Source organism: Chryseobacterium cupriresistens (assembly GCF_046614675.1).
Lineage (GTDB): Bacteria > Bacteroidota > Bacteroidia > Flavobacteriales > Weeksellaceae > Chryseobacterium > Chryseobacterium cupriresistens.
In genome coordinates, this window is sequence record NZ_JBKKJT010000012.1 from 38663 (window position 1) to 53211 (window position 14549).

The window sequence follows — 14549 nt, forward strand, 5'->3', positions numbered from 1 at the left end:
TTTTTTTAATGTATGAGTTAATCTTCTATCCAGCTTTGGGCACTTTTTACAGCTTTCTTCCAGAAGTGGGTCATTTTATCCACTTGTTCTCTGGCCAGCTGAGGGTGGAAATCCTTGTCCACAATCCATTGTTCCTGGATTTCGTCAATACTTTTCCAATATCCTACTGCAAGTCCTGCAAGGTAGGCTGCACCAAGTGCTGTAGTTTCCAGTGTTTTGGGTCTTGTAATTTTAAATCCGAATAAGTCAGACTGGATCTGCATCAGAAGATCACTTGCAGATGCTCCGCCGTCTACTCTCAGCTCAAGACTTGCTCTTCCGGAATCGGCTTCCATTGCTTTTACAATATCATACACCTGAAATGCAATTCCTTCCAGTGTTGCTCTTGCTATATGTGCATCGGTAGTTCCCCGGGTAATTCCTACAATGGTTCCGCGGGCATACTGATCCCAGTAAGGAGCACCAAGACCTGTCAGTGCAGGGACAAAGTAAACGCCACCATTATCTGGTACGGAAGCTGCCAGTTTATTGATTTCATCAGAAGAATGAATAAGCTTAAGACCGTCTCTTAGCCATTGAATAGCAGCGCCTCCTACGAATACACTTCCTTCCAGAGCGTAGTTGACTTCTCCATTGATTTTCCAGGCTACAGTGGTAAGAAGATTGTTTTTAGAAGAAACTGCTTCCGTTCCTGTGTTCATTAATAAGAAACATCCTGTTCCATAAGTGTTTTTTACCATTCCCGGAGTGGTGCACATCTGTCCGAATAAAGCTGCCTGCTGATCGCCGGCAATACCTGCGATTGGAATTTTGGTAGAGAAAAGGGTAGTTGCTGTTTCTCCATATATTTCACTGCTTTGCTTGACTTCAGGGAGAATGTTTTTAGGAATATTGAACAGTTCTAATAAATCATTGTCCCATTCTAAAGTATGAATATTCAGAAGCATGGTTCTGCTGGCATTGGAAACGTCGGTGATAAACATTTTTCCACGGGTCAGTTTCCATACAAGCCATGTGTCAACAGTTCCAAAACATAATTTTCCTTCTTCGGCTTTCTGTCTTGCTCCTTCTACATTATCAAGGATCCATTTCAGCTTGGTCGCTGAAAAGTACGCATCCAGAACCAGTCCTGTTTTTTCTTTGATGGTTTCTGCATGTCCCTGTTCTTTCAGCTCGTCGCAGTATTTTGAAGTTCTCCTGTCCTGCCATACAATGGCATTATAGATGGGTTCACCGGTTTCCTTATCCCAAACAATTGTCGTTTCACGTTGATTGGTTATTCCGATGGCTGCAACTTCCAGTCCTGAGATTCCTGCCTTTGCAATAACTTCAGCTGCTACAGAGATCTGTGAAGACCAGATTTCGTTTGGATCGTGTTCTACCCAACCCGGAGTAGGAAATATTTGTCTGAAATCTTTTTGAGATACATATTCTATTTCTCCACTGTGATTGAAGAGAATCGCTCTGGAGGAAGTTGTTCCCTGGTCTAGAGCGAGAATTAGTTTTTCATTCATGTATATAATGCTAATTTAGGTTGATTACTTTAGGTGAATAAGGAGTTAGTAAATATCCTCTTGCCAGTTCAATGAATTCATTTTCCTGCTGCTGAGCCCATTCTTCAGAATATCCTTTTTCTTCAGCAATGATTTTTGCTACGTTATGAGCGCTGTCTATCGCTGCTCTGGCATCCAGGAAAAGCAAACGTACTCTTCTTGCCAGGATATCTTCAATCGTTTCTGCCATTTCAGCTCTTACTGCCCATACTACTTCTGCTACAGTAAAAGGGTGATCCGGGTGGATTTTTTGAGCATAGCGCGGATTACTTTCCTGTAATTTTTTGATCGCCGGAATATCAGATCCGTACACATACAGATGATTGGTTCTGTCTACCTGTTCCGGTTTTACATTTCCATGAATGGAAAGATGTTCTGTTTTAGACGGGCTGTTTCCCAATCTGTGAACTTTCATGGCTTCGTTTACGGTATCTTCTGCCATTTTACGGTAGGTAGTCCATTTTCCTCCGATAATGGAAACTAATCCAGTCTCTGAAGTAATGACCTTGTGGCTTCGCGATACTTCTTTTGTACTTTTGCTTCCGTCTTTGGGTGCAGCAAGCGGACGAAGACCTGCGAAAACAGATTTTACATCTTCACGTGTCGGTTTTTTAGCTAAATATTGTCTTGCTGTATTCAATACAAAACTGATTTCCTCTTCTAGTGCACGAGGCTCAAAGCTTTCATCCTTCAGAAGGGTGTCTGTAGTTCCCACCAAAGCTCTGTCATGCCATGGAACAACAAATAACACTCTGCCGTCCGATGTTTTTGGAATCATGATGGCATCATCACTTTTCAGGAAGGATTTATCCAGTACGAGGTGAATCCCCTGGCTTGGTACCACAAGTTTACCATGTTTAGGGTTGTTCATATTAAGAATATCATTGGTAAACACACCTGTTGCATTGATCACTACTTTACCATGGATCTGATATTGCTGTTTAGAAAACTGGTCTTCTGCAACTACACCGATTATTTTATCCGAATCATCTTTCAAAAGGTTGATTACTTTAACATAGTTGACAGCACTTCCGCCTTTTTCAATAATAGTCTGGGTAAGGTTGATCGCAAGTCTGGCATCGTCAAACTGTCCGTCCTGGTAAACAACTCCACTCATTAAGTGATTTTGTTCAATAGTGGGAAGCTTTTCGATGGTTTTTGATTTGCTGATGTATTTCGTTTTACCTAAGCTCAATTTTCCGGCAAGAAAATCATAAACAGATAGCCCTATCTTATAATAGATTCCTCCCCACCAGGTATAGTTAGGAATAATAAAAGACTGATTTTTTACAATATGTGCTGCGTTTTTTGCTAAGAGTCCTCTTTCTTTTAATGCTTCTTTTACCAATCCGACATCTCCCTGAGCGAGATATCTAACTCCGCCGTGTACCAATTTGGTACTTCTGCTGGATGTTGCTTTTGCGAAGTCATGAGATTCAAGCAATAAAGTTTTGAATCCCCTGCTTACCGCATCTAATGCTGAACCTAAACCACTGGCTCCTCCTCCTATGACAATAAAGTCCCATTCTTTTACATTGGTTAACTTACTGAGTTCTTCGTTTCGTTTCATAAATGTTTCGTTTATGTTTCGTTTTCAAATATATAAATTAAAAATGAAAGCAAAAAGAAAATAAATGAAATTTTAAAATATCGGAAAAAATCGGTAATTTTGATGAAACGAATAAAATGGAAAAGCTATTACCAAGGCAGGATGAAATACTTAAAGAGCTGGATGAGAAAGGATATGTACTTGTCCAGGATCTGTGTGAAAAGCTCAATGTTTCTTCGGTTACGATCCGAAAGGATCTGAACTATCTCGAAAGCCTGGGGCTTCTTTTCAGGAATCATGGAGGAGCAAGTAAGCAGGTAAGATATGCTTACGAGAAAAACGTCGGGGAGAAAGAAAACATCAATGTGGAAGCGAAGCAGATTATTGCCAAAGCGGCATTATCACTGATTCAGGAAAATGACTGTATTATATTGGCGTCCGGAACAACCATGCATTATCTTGCCAGAATGCTTGTGAATTTCAATTCGCTTACTGTTTTAACGTCCTCATTGAGGGTGGCTATTGAGCTTTGTAACAATCCTAATATTAATGTGATCCAACTGGGAGGGGAGGTGAGGAAAAGTTCAACTTCAATTGTAGGATCCATTTCGGAAGGAATTCTCAAACAGTTTTCATGTAATAAACTTTTTCTGGGAGTAGACGGTATTGATCTTGAATTTGGAATCAGTACCTCCAATGCGGCGGAGGCACATCTTAATCAGGTAATGATTGAGTGTGCGGATAAGACAGTCGTTTTGGCAGATTCGTCCAAACTGAATAAGAAGGGGTTTGGTAAAATTGCCTCATTGGACGAAGTAGATTATCTGATCACAGATAATGGTATCGGTGAAGAAGACCGGTCCGCGTTGGAAGAGAGAGGTGTTACGGTTATTGTAAAATAGATTGTATTCAGCTTAATCAAATAGTTAAAAAGAGACCATCTGACTTCAGGCGGTCTCTATTTTAAAATAGAAATCATTTGACTTATACTTTCCAGAAAAATCTCTTTTTGTTTTTTCTTTCCGCTCCAAGCGCAGTGTAGAACTTAATGGCTCTTGTATTAAAATCCGGGGTTTGCCATTGAATTATGGAGCAGCCTTCTTCTTGTGAGTGGCTTTTTATTAATTCCATTATTTGTTTTCCTGTTCCGTTTCCCCTTGCATTCTCTTTTAGGAATAAGCAGTCAACATACATATAGTAACCTGCGTCCCAGGTGGAGAACGGTTTGAAAAATGTTGCATATCCTGTTATTTCAGTATCAGATTCTGCAACCAGACATTTTATATGGGAATCCGGATCAAGGAGGTGTTTAGCGAGCTGTTCCTTTTTGTTTTCTTCCTTAAAAAAGTTTCTTTCATAGTGCGCATGGGCTTTACATAATTCAATAATGGAACTTATGTCTTTTTCTTCGGCGAATCTTATTTTCATATCTTTATGTTGATGGATTAGCAGGCGCATACAAAAGCGGAACCATTGGTAGGATCTGTTCCTTCTGTGGCATAGCCATCAAATTTCCACCATTCCATTCCTCCTATTAATTCCATCACCTTAAATCCTAATTGGGTCATTTTTAAAGCTCCTTTTGTGGAAGCATTACAGCCTATCCCGTCGCAGTAGCAGACATATATTTTTGACTTATCAAGGTGCCGGGTGCTTTCTTCTGTCATTTCCCGATGGGGCAGATTAATTGCAGATGGGATGTGTTCTTTGCTATAGCCATGTGGTCTTCTGGTATCTACTGCAATGTAATCTGTGCTGTTTTGAAATCCATCATATAAATCTGAAGGATCCATTTCATACATTAATTTTTTCTGGTAGAATTCAATTTGTTCTTGCATACTATTAAATTGTTTGTAGTGCAAAGCTATGATCGGGTTTATTCTTTTCCTAAGATTGAAATTGAATGTTCTGCAGTGTTAAATGAAATATTTTCAGATAGTGTTTTTTGTTATATGATTAACTTTGCGCTATGGAAATCAAGTTTTTAAAACTTATTAAAACAATTGCGGAGGAAGGGAGTATTGCAGGTTCTTCTGAAAAACTTTTTTTGACACAGTCAGCCTTAAGCCATCAGCTTAAAGATCTGGAAATCCAGCTCGGGTTTAAAGTGTTTTACAGGGCAAGGAACAAATGGGAGCTTACTGAGGAGGGAAGTGTGCTTTACAAAACTGCATGTACGGTAATAGATAGTATAGGGAATGGCCTGAATGAGATTCAACAGATAAGAGCCGGAGCGGCGGGTACCATAAAAATCAGTACAGAATGTTACTCATTTTATCAGGGACTACCGTTATTTATTCAGAAAATGAAAGTATTATATCCGGAGATTGAAGTGAATCTGGTATTGGAAGCGACTCATAAGCCTGTGGAAAAAATCATATCCAATGAAATTGATATTGCAGTGGTCACTTCAAAACCTGCCGGTAATAATGAATTGATCTGCATTGAGATTTTTGAGGATGAAGTTTTTGCAGTAATTCATAAAGAAAACCTTTTAAATGATACTGAATATCTTAGTGCTGAGGATTTTCGGGAAGCTCATTTAATCATTCATTCTTTTCCTTTAGAAACCGTTTCTGTTTACGATCGGTTCCTTAATCCTAGCGGAATGATGCCTGTGAAGATTTCAGCAGTTCCGCTAACAGAAGTTACTTTGGAAATGGTGCAGGCCAATATGGGGATTACCTGTATGCCGAAATGGGCATTGCATTCATTCAGGCTGTCTGATGAGCTGAAATTTAAAAAAATCGGAAGTAAGGGGTTGAAAAGAAAACATTATCTGGTGGTAAGAAAATCGGATGCCGGAAAAAAATATATTAATGACTTTCTTTTAAACTTCAAAGAATATTTTCAAAATTTTGGATAGTTTTTTTTCTGAAACTGCTAAATGATTAAAAATCAAAATATTTTAGTCGAAATATTTGTCAGTTACAAAATTATTCATAAATTTGCACACTCATTTTAGGGGCGTAGTATGCCTATATCAAAAGTAGAAATTACTTCAGACTTCCGAAAAATGGGGATAAATAAAGGATAAATTTTATTATAATATAAACAATGTCAGGTATTATTGGTAAAAAAATCGGTATGACATCTTTGTTTAACGAAGAAGGAAAAAACATTCCTTGTACAGTTATCCAAGCTGGTCCATGCTCGGTTTTACAGGTCAGAACCTTAGAAAAAGACGGTTATAAAGCTGTTCAGTTAGGTTTCGATGACAAGAGTGAGAAGAACGTTGGTAAAGCGTTAGCTGGTCATTTTAAAAAGGCTGGTTCTGCTCCTAAAGCTAAATTAGTTGAATTCTACAGAGAGTTCGTTGATGAAGTAAAAGTAGGAGAAGAAGTAAAAGTTGATTTATTCGCTGAAGGTGAATATGTTGACGTAACAGGAACTTCAAAAGGTAAAGGCTTCCAGGGTGTTGTTAAGAGACACGGATTTGGAGGTGTAATGCAGGCAACTCATGGTCAGCACAACAGACTTAGAGCTCCAGGTTCTATCGGTGCTGGTTCAGACCCTTCAAGAGTATTCAAAGGGATGAGAATGGCTGGAAGAATGGGAGGTAAGCAGGTAACTGTTCAAAACCTTCAAGTGTTAAAAGTTGATCAAGAACAAAATCTTTTAGTAGTAAAAGGTGCTGTTCCGGGAGCTAAAAATTCTTATGTAATTATCAGAAAATGGAACTAGTAGTATTAAATACATCAGGAAAAGAGACCGGAAGAAAAGTAACTCTAGACGAAACAGTATTCGGAATTGAGCCAAATCAGCACGCGGTTTACTTAGAAGTTAAACAGTATCTTGCTGCTCAAAGACAAGGTACTCATAAAGCAAAAGAAAGAAGCGAAATTACTGCTTCTACTAAAAAGCTTAAGAAGCAAAAAGGATCAGGATCTGCTAGATACGGTGATATCAAATCTCCAGTATTCAGAGGTGGAGGTAGAGTATTCGGACCAAAACCAAGAGACTACAGATTCAAATTGAACAAAGCTCTTAAGAGATTGGCTAAGAAATCTGTTTTATCTCAAAAAATGAGAGACAACAGCATTAAAGTTTTAGAAGATGTGAGCTTTGACGCTCCTAAGACTAAAGATTTCATCAATGTATTAAATGCATTGGAACTTAACGGTAAAAAATCTTTATTCGTTCTTCCTGAAGCTAACAAGAATGTGTATTTATCTTCAAGAAACTTACCTAAAACTAAAGTAATGAACTTCAACGAGATCAGTTCTTACGATTTAGTAAACGCTGGTGAGATCATTTTCTTCGAAGGTGCAGTTGAAAAATTCCAGGAAAATTTAAAGAAATAAATCATGTCAGTTATTATTAAACCAGTTATTTCAGAAAAGGCTAATTACCTTACAGATTTAAGAGGTTCTTATTCTTTCTTAGTGAATCCTAAGGCGAATAAAATCGAGATCAAAAAAGCTGTTGAAGCGGCTTACGGTGTAAAAGTAGCAGACGTTAACACAATGATTTATGCTCCGAAGGTTTCTTCAAAATACACTAAAAAAGGTCTTCAAGTAGGAAAGACAAATAAATTGAAAAAAGCGGTAATCAAACTTGCTGAAGGTGAGGTTATCGATATTTTTGCTGTAAATTAATTATTAATTATAAATAATAGTAATGTCTGTTAGAAAATTAAAACCTATCACCCCGGGACAGAGATTCAGAATTGTAAACAATTTTGAGGAAATTACTACCAACAAACCAGAGAAATCTCTAACAGTTGGTATTAAAAAGTCAGGTGGACGTAACCAAACAGGTAAAATGACCATGCGTTACACCGGAGGTGGACACAAAAAGAAATACAGAATTATTGACTTCAAAAGAAACAAAGCAAACGTTGAAGCTACTGTAAAATCTGTAGAATACGATCCAAACAGAACTGCATTTATCGCTTTATTAGAGTACGCAGACGGAGAGAAGAGATATATCATCGCTCCAAACGGTATCAAAGTTGATCAGAAAGTAGTATCAGGAGAAAGCGTTGAACCAAACGTAGGTAACGCAATGAAATTGAAAAATATTCCATTGGGTACTGTAATCTCTTGTGTTGAAATGAAGCCTGGACAAGGTGCAATTTTAGCAAGAAGTGCTGGTTCTTCAGCTCAATTAACTTCAAGAGATGGTAAATATGCAATCATCAAGTTACCTTCAGGAGAATCAAGAATGATCCTTACTGAATGTATGGCAATGATTGGTTCTGTTTCCAACTCAGATCACCAATTAACTGTATCAGGTAAGGCTGGTAGAAGCAGATGGTTAGGTAGAAGACCAAGAACAAGAGCGGTTGTAATGAACCCAGTAGATCACCCAATGGGTGGTGGTGAAGGACGTTCTTCAGGAGGTCACCCAAGATCTAGAAACGGTAAACCGGCTAAAGGTTACAAAACTAGAAAGAAAAACAAAGTGTCTAACCGTTACATCGTATCTAAAAGAAAATAATTATGGCAAGATCACTTAAAAAAGGACCGTTCATTCATCATACTTTAGATAAGAAGGTTCAGGCAAATATAGAGTCTGGTAAGAAGACAGTTATCAAAACTTGGTCTAGAGCATCTATGATCTCTCCGGACTTCGTAGGACAAACTATTGCTGTACACAACGGGAAATCTTTTATCCCTGTTTACGTTACAGAAAACATGGTTGGTCACAAGTTAGGCGAATTTTCTCCAACAAGATCTTTCAGAGGTCATGGTGGTAACAAAAACAAAGGAAGCAGATAATCATGGGATCAAGAAAACAAGATAGTTCAATCGCAAGAAAAGAAGCTAACAAAGACGTTGTAAAAGCTTCATTAAATAATTGCCCGTCTTCTCCAAGAAAAATGAGATTAGTTGCTGATATCATTAGAGGAGAGCAGGTAGACAAAGCACTTTATATCCTAAAATATTCTAAGAAGGATGCTTCTAACAAGTTAGAGAAATTACTTCTTTCTGCTATGGCTAACTGGCAAGTGAAAAACGAAGGTGCTGACATCGAGGAAGCAAACCTTATCGTTAAAGAAATATTTGTGGATAGTGCAAGACAATTGAAGAGACTAAGACCAGCTCCACAAGGTAGAGGGTATAGAATCAGAAAAAGATCTAACCACGTTACATTAATCTTAGGTAACAAAGAAAATTAATCAAGGTATGGGACAGAAGACAAATCCAATTGGTAACAGATTAGGTATCATCAGAGGATGGGATTCTAACTGGTTTGGTGGAAACGATTATGGAGACAGAATCGCTGAAGACTACAAAATCAGAAGATACCTTGAAGCTAGATTATCTAAAGGTGGTATTTCAAAAATTTATATTGAAAGAACTTTAAAATTAGTTACAGTAACTATTACTACTGCTAGACCGGGACTTATCATCGGTAAAGGAGGTCAGGAAGTTGATAAATTGAAAGAAGAGTTGAAGAAATTGACTGGTAAGGATATTCAAATCAACATTTTCGAAATCAAAAGACCTGAATTAGATGCTGTACTAGTTGCTGATAGTATTTCTAAGCAAATTGAAAACAGAATTTCTTACAGAAGAGCTGTTAAAATGGCAATGGCAAGTACTATGAGAATGGGTGCTGAAGGTATCAAAGTTCAAATCTCTGGTAGATTAAACGGAGCTGAAATGGCAAGATCAGAATCTTTCAAAGAAGGAAGAATTCCATTGTCAACTTTCAGAGCTGATATTGATTACCACTGGGCAGAAGCTCACACTACTTACGGTAGACTAGGGGTAAAAGTTTGGATCATGAAGGGTGAAGTTTACGGTAAAAGAGAACTTTCTCCACTAGTGGGACAACAGAAAAAAGGAGGTCAGTCAGACAGAGGAAACAGAGGAGGAGACAGAGACAACAGAAGACCTAGAAAAAACAACAACAATAACAATAATAATTAAAATTTTAGATTAGAAATTTTGAATTTTAAATTACCGTTACTTTTTTAAAATAAAAAAAATCTAAAATCTAAAATCTAAAATCTAAAATTTAGAAATTATGTTACAACCAAAAAGAACCAAATTCCGTAGAGTTCATAAGATGAAGATGAAGGGGAATGCCCAGAGAGGTAGTCAACTTGCTTACGGAACTTTTGGGATCAAAGCAACGGAAGGAGCTTGGATCACTGCAAGACAGATTGAAGCGGCTCGTATCGCTGCGACAAGATATATGAAGAGAGAAGGTCAACTATGGATCAAAATCTTCCCAGATAAGCCAATTACTAAGAAACCAGCGGAAGTACGTATGGGTAAAGGTAAGGGTGCTGTTGAATATTGGGTAGCTGTAGTAAAACCAGGTAAAATTATGTTCGAAGTTGGAGGTGTACCTTACGATATCGCTAAGGAAGCTTTAAGACTTGCTGCACAAAAATTACCAGTAGTTACTAAATTCATCGTTGCTAACGATTTTGTTAAACCTCTATAATCTTTGAATACAATGAAAAATGCTGATATTAAAAATTTAAGCGCGGGTGATATTCAAGCTCAATTAACTGAAGCAAAAGCTCAATATTCTAAATTGAAATTGGCTCATGCAATCAGCCCAATTGAAAACCCGATTCAAATCAGAGATTTGAGAAAAACAATCGCAAGACTAAACACTGAGTTAACTAACAAACAATAATTTCATTTTACAATGGATAGAAATTTAAGAAAAGAAAGAATCGGAGTGGTTTCCAGCAATAAAATGGAAAAAACTATTGTTGTTAGTGAAACTACAAGAGTAAAGCACCCGATGTACGGTAAATTCGTTTTGAAAACGAAAAAATATACTGCACACGACGAGAACAACGAATGCACAGAAGGTGATACAGTTTTGATCCAGGAAACTAGACCTTTGAGCAAGAGCAAGAGATGGAGATTAGTAAGAATCATTGAAAAAGCTAAGTAATAATGTTACAAACAGAATCAAGATTAAAAGTTGCTGATAACACAGGTGCTAAAGAAGTACTAGTGATCAGAGTTCTGGGAGGAACCAGAAGAAGATATGCTTCAGTTGGTGATAAAATCGTTGTTACGATCAAGGATTCTACGCCATCTGGAAACGCTAAAAAAGGTCAGGTATCTAAAGCTGTAGTAGTAAGAACTAAAAAAGCAGTAAGAAGAAAAGATGGTTCATACATCAAATTCGACGACAATGCTTGTGTATTACTAAACGCAGCGGGAGAAATGAGAGGAACGCGTGTTTTCGGACCAGTTGCTCGTGAGTTGAGAGACAAAGAATATATGAAAATCATTTCATTAGCTCCTGAAGTACTTTAATTTTAAAAATTTTTAAAAGAAATGTCAAAGTTAAAAATAAAAAGAGGAGATAACGTAATCATTACTACTGGTAAGAAAGATATCAAAGGTAAGACAGGTGAAGTTATTGAAGTGATCAAGAAAGAAGGTAGAGACCCAAGAGTAATCGTTGCAGGACTTAACATCGTTAAAAAACACGTTAAGCCTTCAGCTTCTAATCCTCAAGGAGGAATTACTGAGAAGGAAGCTTCTATTCATATCTCAAACGTAGCTTTAGTTGGTAAAGACGGAAAAGCTATCAAAATCGGTTATAAAATCGAAGGAGATAAGAAAGTAAGAATTAACAAAAAAACGGGTGAAACTTTATAATTTGAATTAACATGGAATATATAGCAAGACCCAAAAAAGCATATAAAGAGACAATTGTTCCTGCAATGATGGAAGAATTCGGGTATAAGTCAGTAATGCAAGTACCTAAATTAGAGAAAATCGTTGTATCACAAGGTTTAGGTGATGCTACTGCAGACAAAAAAATCATTGATTATGCTGTAGAAGAGCTTACAAATATCACAGGTCAAAAGGCTGTTGGTACAATCTCTAAGAAAGACGAAGCTGCTTTCAAATTGAGAAAAGGTATGCCTGTAGGTGCAAAAGTTACTTTAAGAGGAAACCAGATGTATGAATTCTTAGACAGACTTACTGCTTCTGCTTTACCACGTATCAGAGATTTCTCTGGTATCAAAGCTGATGGTTTCGATGGTAGAGGTAACTACAACTTAGGTATTACTGAGCAGATTATTTTCCCTGAAATCGTAATTGACAAAGTGAAAAAAATCCAGGGGATGGACATCACTTTCGTTACTACTGCGAAAACAGATAAAGAAGCTAAAGCATTATTAACTCACTTCGGTTTACCATTTAAAAAGAACTAAGAAATGGCTAAAGAATCAATGAAAGCGCGTGAGCGCAAAAGAGAAGCACTAGTTGCTAAATACGCTGCTAAAAGACAAGCTCTTAAAGAAGCTGGTGATTACGAAGGACTTCAAAAATTGCCTAAAAATGCTTCTCCTGTAAGATTACACAACAGATGTAAACTAACAGGTAGACCAAGAGGATACATGAGAACGTTCGGTATTTCCAGAGTAACTTTCAGAGAAATGGCAAACAACGGTCTTATCCCAGGTGTAAGAAAAGCTAGTTGGTAATTATTACTAATTAAAAATCGGGACAATTAAGTTGTTCAGATACTAAAGATAAAAATATCAGACCGAAGATTTCTGAAGTCTGATATTTTACTCTTCAAGTCTTTGCAAAACTGATTGTTCTTTAACCAATAATTTATAAAAGAAAAATGGTAACAGATCCAATTTCAGATTTCCTAACAAGAGTAAGGAACGCACAAAGCGCAGGCCACAAAGTGGTGGAAATTCCTGCATCGAAAATCAAAAAGGAGATTACTAAGATCTTATTTGATCAAGGGTATATCTTAAACTACAAGTTTGAAGATAACGCTGTTCAAGGAGTGATCAAAATCGCTTTAAAGTATGATAAGCAAACTAACAAACCGGCTATCAAGTCTATTCAAAGAGCTTCTAGACCAGGTTTGAGACAGTACAAAGGTTCAGCTGAGCTTCCAAGAGTACTAAACGGTTTGGGTATTTCTATCATCTCTACTTCTAAAGGAGTAATGACTGACAAGAAAGCTAGAGAAGAGAAAGTAGGCGGTGAAGTAATCTGCTATGTTTATTAATTTTTAATCAGAGGAAAATGTCAAGAATTGGTAAAGCAATTATAACAATTCCAGCAGGAGTTACAATCACTGAAAACAACGGTGTAGTAACTGTAAAAGGAGCTAAAGGAGAGCTTTCTCAGGAGCTTACTGCAGGAATTACTATAGAACAGAAAGATGGTGAACTTAACGTAAACAGACCATCTGATTCTAAACAACACAAAGCGCTTCACGGTTTATACAGAGCGTTAATCAACAACATGATTGTTGGTGTAAGTGCAGGTTTCGAAAAGAAACTTGAACTAGTAGGGGTAGGATATAGAGCTTCACACGCAGGTCAAAAACTTGAGTTGGCTTTAGGATTCTCTCACGGTATCGTATTAGAACTTCCAAGTGAAGTAAAAGTGGATACATTGACTGAAAAAGGTAAAAACCCAATTATTACTTTAACGTCTCACGACAACCAACTTCTAGGAATGGTAGCTGCAAAGATCCGTTCTTTCAGAAAGCCTGAGCCATACAAAGGAAAAGGTGTAAGATTCGTAGGAGAAATTGTTAGACGTAAAGCTGGTAAATCTGCTTAATAAATTATAAGTATTATGGCATTAAGTAAATTAGAAAAAAGAATAAGAATCAAAAGAAGAGTAAGAGGGAAAATCTCTGGATCTTCTGAATTGCCAAGATTATCTGTATACAAAAGTAATAAGGAAATTTACGCTCAGTTAATCGACGATAAAAATGGTAAAACTTTAGTTTCAGCTTCTTCAAGAGAGAAAGGTGTAGACGCTAAAGGGACTAAGACTGAAGTTTCTGCTGCTGTTGGTAAAGCTATCGCTGCTAAAGCTATCGCTGCAGGAATCGAAAGTATTGTATTTGACAGAAACGGATTCGTATACCACGGTAGAGTAAAAGCTCTTGCTGATGGTGCAAGAGAAGGAGGACTTAAATTCTAATCATTAAATTTCGGAAAATATGTTAGGACTAGATAATATAGAAAGAGTAAAACCGGGAGGATTAGAATTAAAAGATCGTCTCGTAGCTGTTAACAGAGTAACAAAAGTAACAAAAGGAGGTAGAGCTTTCGGATTTTCTGCTATTGTTGTAGTAGGTAACGAAGAAGGTGTTATCGGTTTCGGTTTAGGAAAATCTAAAGAGGTTGCTTCTGCAATTGCTAAAGCAGTTGAAGACGCTAAGAAAAACCTTGTGAAAGTTCCTGTAATGAACCATACTATCCCTCACCAAACTACTGCTAGATACGGTGGTGCAGATATCTTCCTAAGACCTGCTTCTCACGGTACAGGATTGATCGCCGGAGGTGCGGTAAGAGCGGTATTGGAATCTGCTGGTATTCACGATATCCTTTCAAAATCTAAAGGATCTTCTAACCCTCACAACGTAGTGAAAGCTACTTTCAAAGCGTTATTAGACATCAGAAGACCTGAAGAGATCGCTAGAATGAGAGGAATTTCTCTAAGTAAAGTGTTTAACGGTTAATAATT

24 protein-coding genes are annotated in these 14549 nt (G+C 37.3%); 20 read left to right on the forward strand and 4 right to left on the reverse strand.

What is annotated here, in order from left to right:
• Positions 1–17 precede the first annotated feature (17 nt).
• Both glpK and ACLI50_RS21215 read right to left on the reverse strand, forming a co-directional pair.
• Positions 18–1514, reverse strand: a complete 1497-nt coding sequence (glpK, locus tag ACLI50_RS21210; RefSeq protein WP_411414597.1) for a glycerol kinase GlpK — start codon at positions 1512–1514, stop codon at positions 18–20.
• A 10-nt stretch (positions 1515–1524) separates the two neighbouring features.
• Positions 1525–3123, reverse strand: a complete 1599-nt coding sequence (locus tag ACLI50_RS21215) for a glycerol-3-phosphate dehydrogenase/oxidase (protein ID WP_343642498.1) — start codon at positions 3121–3123, stop codon at positions 1525–1527.
• Positions 3124–3239: 116 nt separating this feature from the next.
• Here ACLI50_RS21215 and ACLI50_RS21220 point away from each other — a divergent pair, with 116 nt between their 5' ends.
• On the forward strand, positions 3240–4004 hold the full coding sequence (locus ACLI50_RS21220; protein WP_411414598.1) for a DeoR/GlpR family DNA-binding transcription regulator: 765 nt from the start codon (positions 3240–3242) through the stop codon (positions 4002–4004).
• An 82-nt stretch (positions 4005–4086) separates the two neighbouring features.
• Here the strand turns inward: ACLI50_RS21220 and ACLI50_RS21225 are convergent, their stop codons facing one another.
• Together ACLI50_RS21225 and ACLI50_RS21230 are read right to left on the reverse strand one after the other, a co-directional pair.
• On the reverse strand, positions 4087–4530 hold the full coding sequence (locus ACLI50_RS21225; RefSeq protein ID WP_411414599.1) for a GNAT family N-acetyltransferase: 444 nt from the start codon (positions 4528–4530) through the stop codon (positions 4087–4089).
• A 17-nt stretch (positions 4531–4547) separates the two neighbouring features.
• Positions 4548–4940, reverse strand: a complete 393-nt coding sequence (locus ACLI50_RS21230; RefSeq protein ID WP_110008550.1) for a rhodanese-like domain-containing protein — start codon at positions 4938–4940, stop codon at positions 4548–4550.
• A 131-nt stretch (positions 4941–5071) separates the two neighbouring features.
• On the opposite strand from ACLI50_RS21230, the gene ACLI50_RS21235 reads away from it, so the two are divergent.
• The 19 genes from ACLI50_RS21235 (at position 5072) to rpsE (ending at position 14544) form a co-directional block, all read left to right on the forward strand.
• A complete protein-coding gene (locus tag ACLI50_RS21235; RefSeq protein WP_411414600.1) occupies positions 5072–5968 on the forward strand; it encodes a LysR family transcriptional regulator in 897 nt (298 codons plus the stop codon).
• Between the two features lie 191 nt (positions 5969–6159).
• Positions 6160–6786: a 50S ribosomal protein L3 gene (gene rplC / locus ACLI50_RS21240; RefSeq protein ID WP_002983195.1), complete on the forward strand. Its 627-nt coding sequence runs from the start codon at positions 6160–6162 to the stop codon at positions 6784–6786.
• On the forward strand, positions 6777–7406 hold the full coding sequence (gene rplD / locus ACLI50_RS21245) for a 50S ribosomal protein L4 (RefSeq protein WP_034694672.1): 630 nt from the start codon (positions 6777–6779) through the stop codon (positions 7404–7406). Before rplC ends, rplD begins: the two co-directional genes overlap by 10 nt.
• A gap of 3 nt (positions 7407–7409) precedes the next feature.
• A complete protein-coding gene (rplW, locus tag ACLI50_RS21250; protein WP_002983204.1) occupies positions 7410–7700 on the forward strand; it encodes a 50S ribosomal protein L23 in 291 nt (96 codons plus the stop codon).
• Positions 7701–7722: 22 nt separating this feature from the next.
• Positions 7723–8544, forward strand: a complete 822-nt coding sequence (gene rplB, locus ACLI50_RS21255; protein WP_027381305.1) for a 50S ribosomal protein L2 — start codon at positions 7723–7725, stop codon at positions 8542–8544.
• Positions 8545–8546: 2 nt separating this feature from the next.
• A complete protein-coding gene (gene rpsS, locus ACLI50_RS21260) occupies positions 8547–8825 on the forward strand; it encodes a 30S ribosomal protein S19 (RefSeq protein ID WP_002983209.1) in 279 nt (92 codons plus the stop codon).
• A 2-nt stretch (positions 8826–8827) separates the two neighbouring features.
• Complete coding sequence (gene rplV / locus ACLI50_RS21265) at positions 8828–9226, forward strand: 50S ribosomal protein L22 (protein WP_002983214.1); 399 nt, start codon at positions 8828–8830, stop codon at positions 9224–9226.
• Positions 9227–9233: 7 nt separating this feature from the next.
• Complete coding sequence (gene rpsC / locus ACLI50_RS21270) at positions 9234–9983, forward strand: 30S ribosomal protein S3 (protein ID WP_034694675.1); 750 nt, start codon at positions 9234–9236, stop codon at positions 9981–9983.
• Between the two features lie 97 nt (positions 9984–10080).
• Positions 10081–10506, forward strand: coding sequence for a 50S ribosomal protein L16 (gene rplP / locus ACLI50_RS21275; RefSeq protein WP_076596996.1), 426 nt, complete (start codon positions 10081–10083; stop codon positions 10504–10506).
• Between the two features lie 12 nt (positions 10507–10518).
• Positions 10519–10704 carry a 50S ribosomal protein L29 gene (rpmC, locus tag ACLI50_RS21280; protein ID WP_034694678.1) on the forward strand — a complete coding sequence of 62 codons (186 nt, stop codon included), beginning with the start codon at positions 10519–10521 and terminating at the stop codon, positions 10702–10704.
• Positions 10705–10716: 12 nt separating this feature from the next.
• Entirely contained in the window at positions 10717–10971 is a 255-nt protein-coding gene (rpsQ, locus tag ACLI50_RS21285; RefSeq protein ID WP_027371715.1) for a 30S ribosomal protein S17, read from the forward strand.
• A 2-nt stretch (positions 10972–10973) separates the two neighbouring features.
• The gene (rplN, locus tag ACLI50_RS21290) at positions 10974–11342 is read left to right on the forward strand and encodes a 50S ribosomal protein L14 (RefSeq protein ID WP_002983226.1); all 369 of its coding nucleotides are present in this window, start codon (positions 10974–10976) and stop codon (positions 11340–11342) included.
• Positions 11343–11363: 21 nt separating this feature from the next.
• Positions 11364–11690 carry a 50S ribosomal protein L24 gene (rplX, locus tag ACLI50_RS21295; protein WP_047427597.1) on the forward strand — a complete coding sequence of 109 codons (327 nt, stop codon included), beginning with the start codon at positions 11364–11366 and terminating at the stop codon, positions 11688–11690.
• A gap of 11 nt (positions 11691–11701) precedes the next feature.
• Positions 11702–12253, forward strand: coding sequence for a 50S ribosomal protein L5 (rplE, locus tag ACLI50_RS21300; protein WP_034694682.1), 552 nt, complete (start codon positions 11702–11704; stop codon positions 12251–12253).
• 3 nt (positions 12254–12256) lie between these two features.
• Entirely contained in the window at positions 12257–12526 is a 270-nt protein-coding gene (gene rpsN, locus ACLI50_RS21305; RefSeq protein WP_002983233.1) for a 30S ribosomal protein S14, read from the forward strand.
• A 146-nt stretch (positions 12527–12672) separates the two neighbouring features.
• Complete coding sequence (gene rpsH / locus ACLI50_RS21310) at positions 12673–13071, forward strand: 30S ribosomal protein S8 (protein ID WP_002983236.1); 399 nt, start codon at positions 12673–12675, stop codon at positions 13069–13071.
• Positions 13072–13088: 17 nt separating this feature from the next.
• Positions 13089–13634, forward strand: a complete 546-nt coding sequence (gene rplF / locus ACLI50_RS21315) for a 50S ribosomal protein L6 (RefSeq protein WP_110008552.1) — start codon at positions 13089–13091, stop codon at positions 13632–13634.
• 15 nt (positions 13635–13649) lie between these two features.
• Positions 13650–14003: a 50S ribosomal protein L18 gene (rplR, locus tag ACLI50_RS21320; RefSeq protein WP_002983242.1), complete on the forward strand. Its 354-nt coding sequence runs from the start codon at positions 13650–13652 to the stop codon at positions 14001–14003.
• A 19-nt stretch (positions 14004–14022) separates the two neighbouring features.
• Positions 14023–14544 carry a 30S ribosomal protein S5 gene (gene rpsE / locus ACLI50_RS21325; RefSeq protein WP_002983245.1) on the forward strand — a complete coding sequence of 174 codons (522 nt, stop codon included), beginning with the start codon at positions 14023–14025 and terminating at the stop codon, positions 14542–14544.
• Positions 14545–14549: the final 5 nt, after the last annotated feature.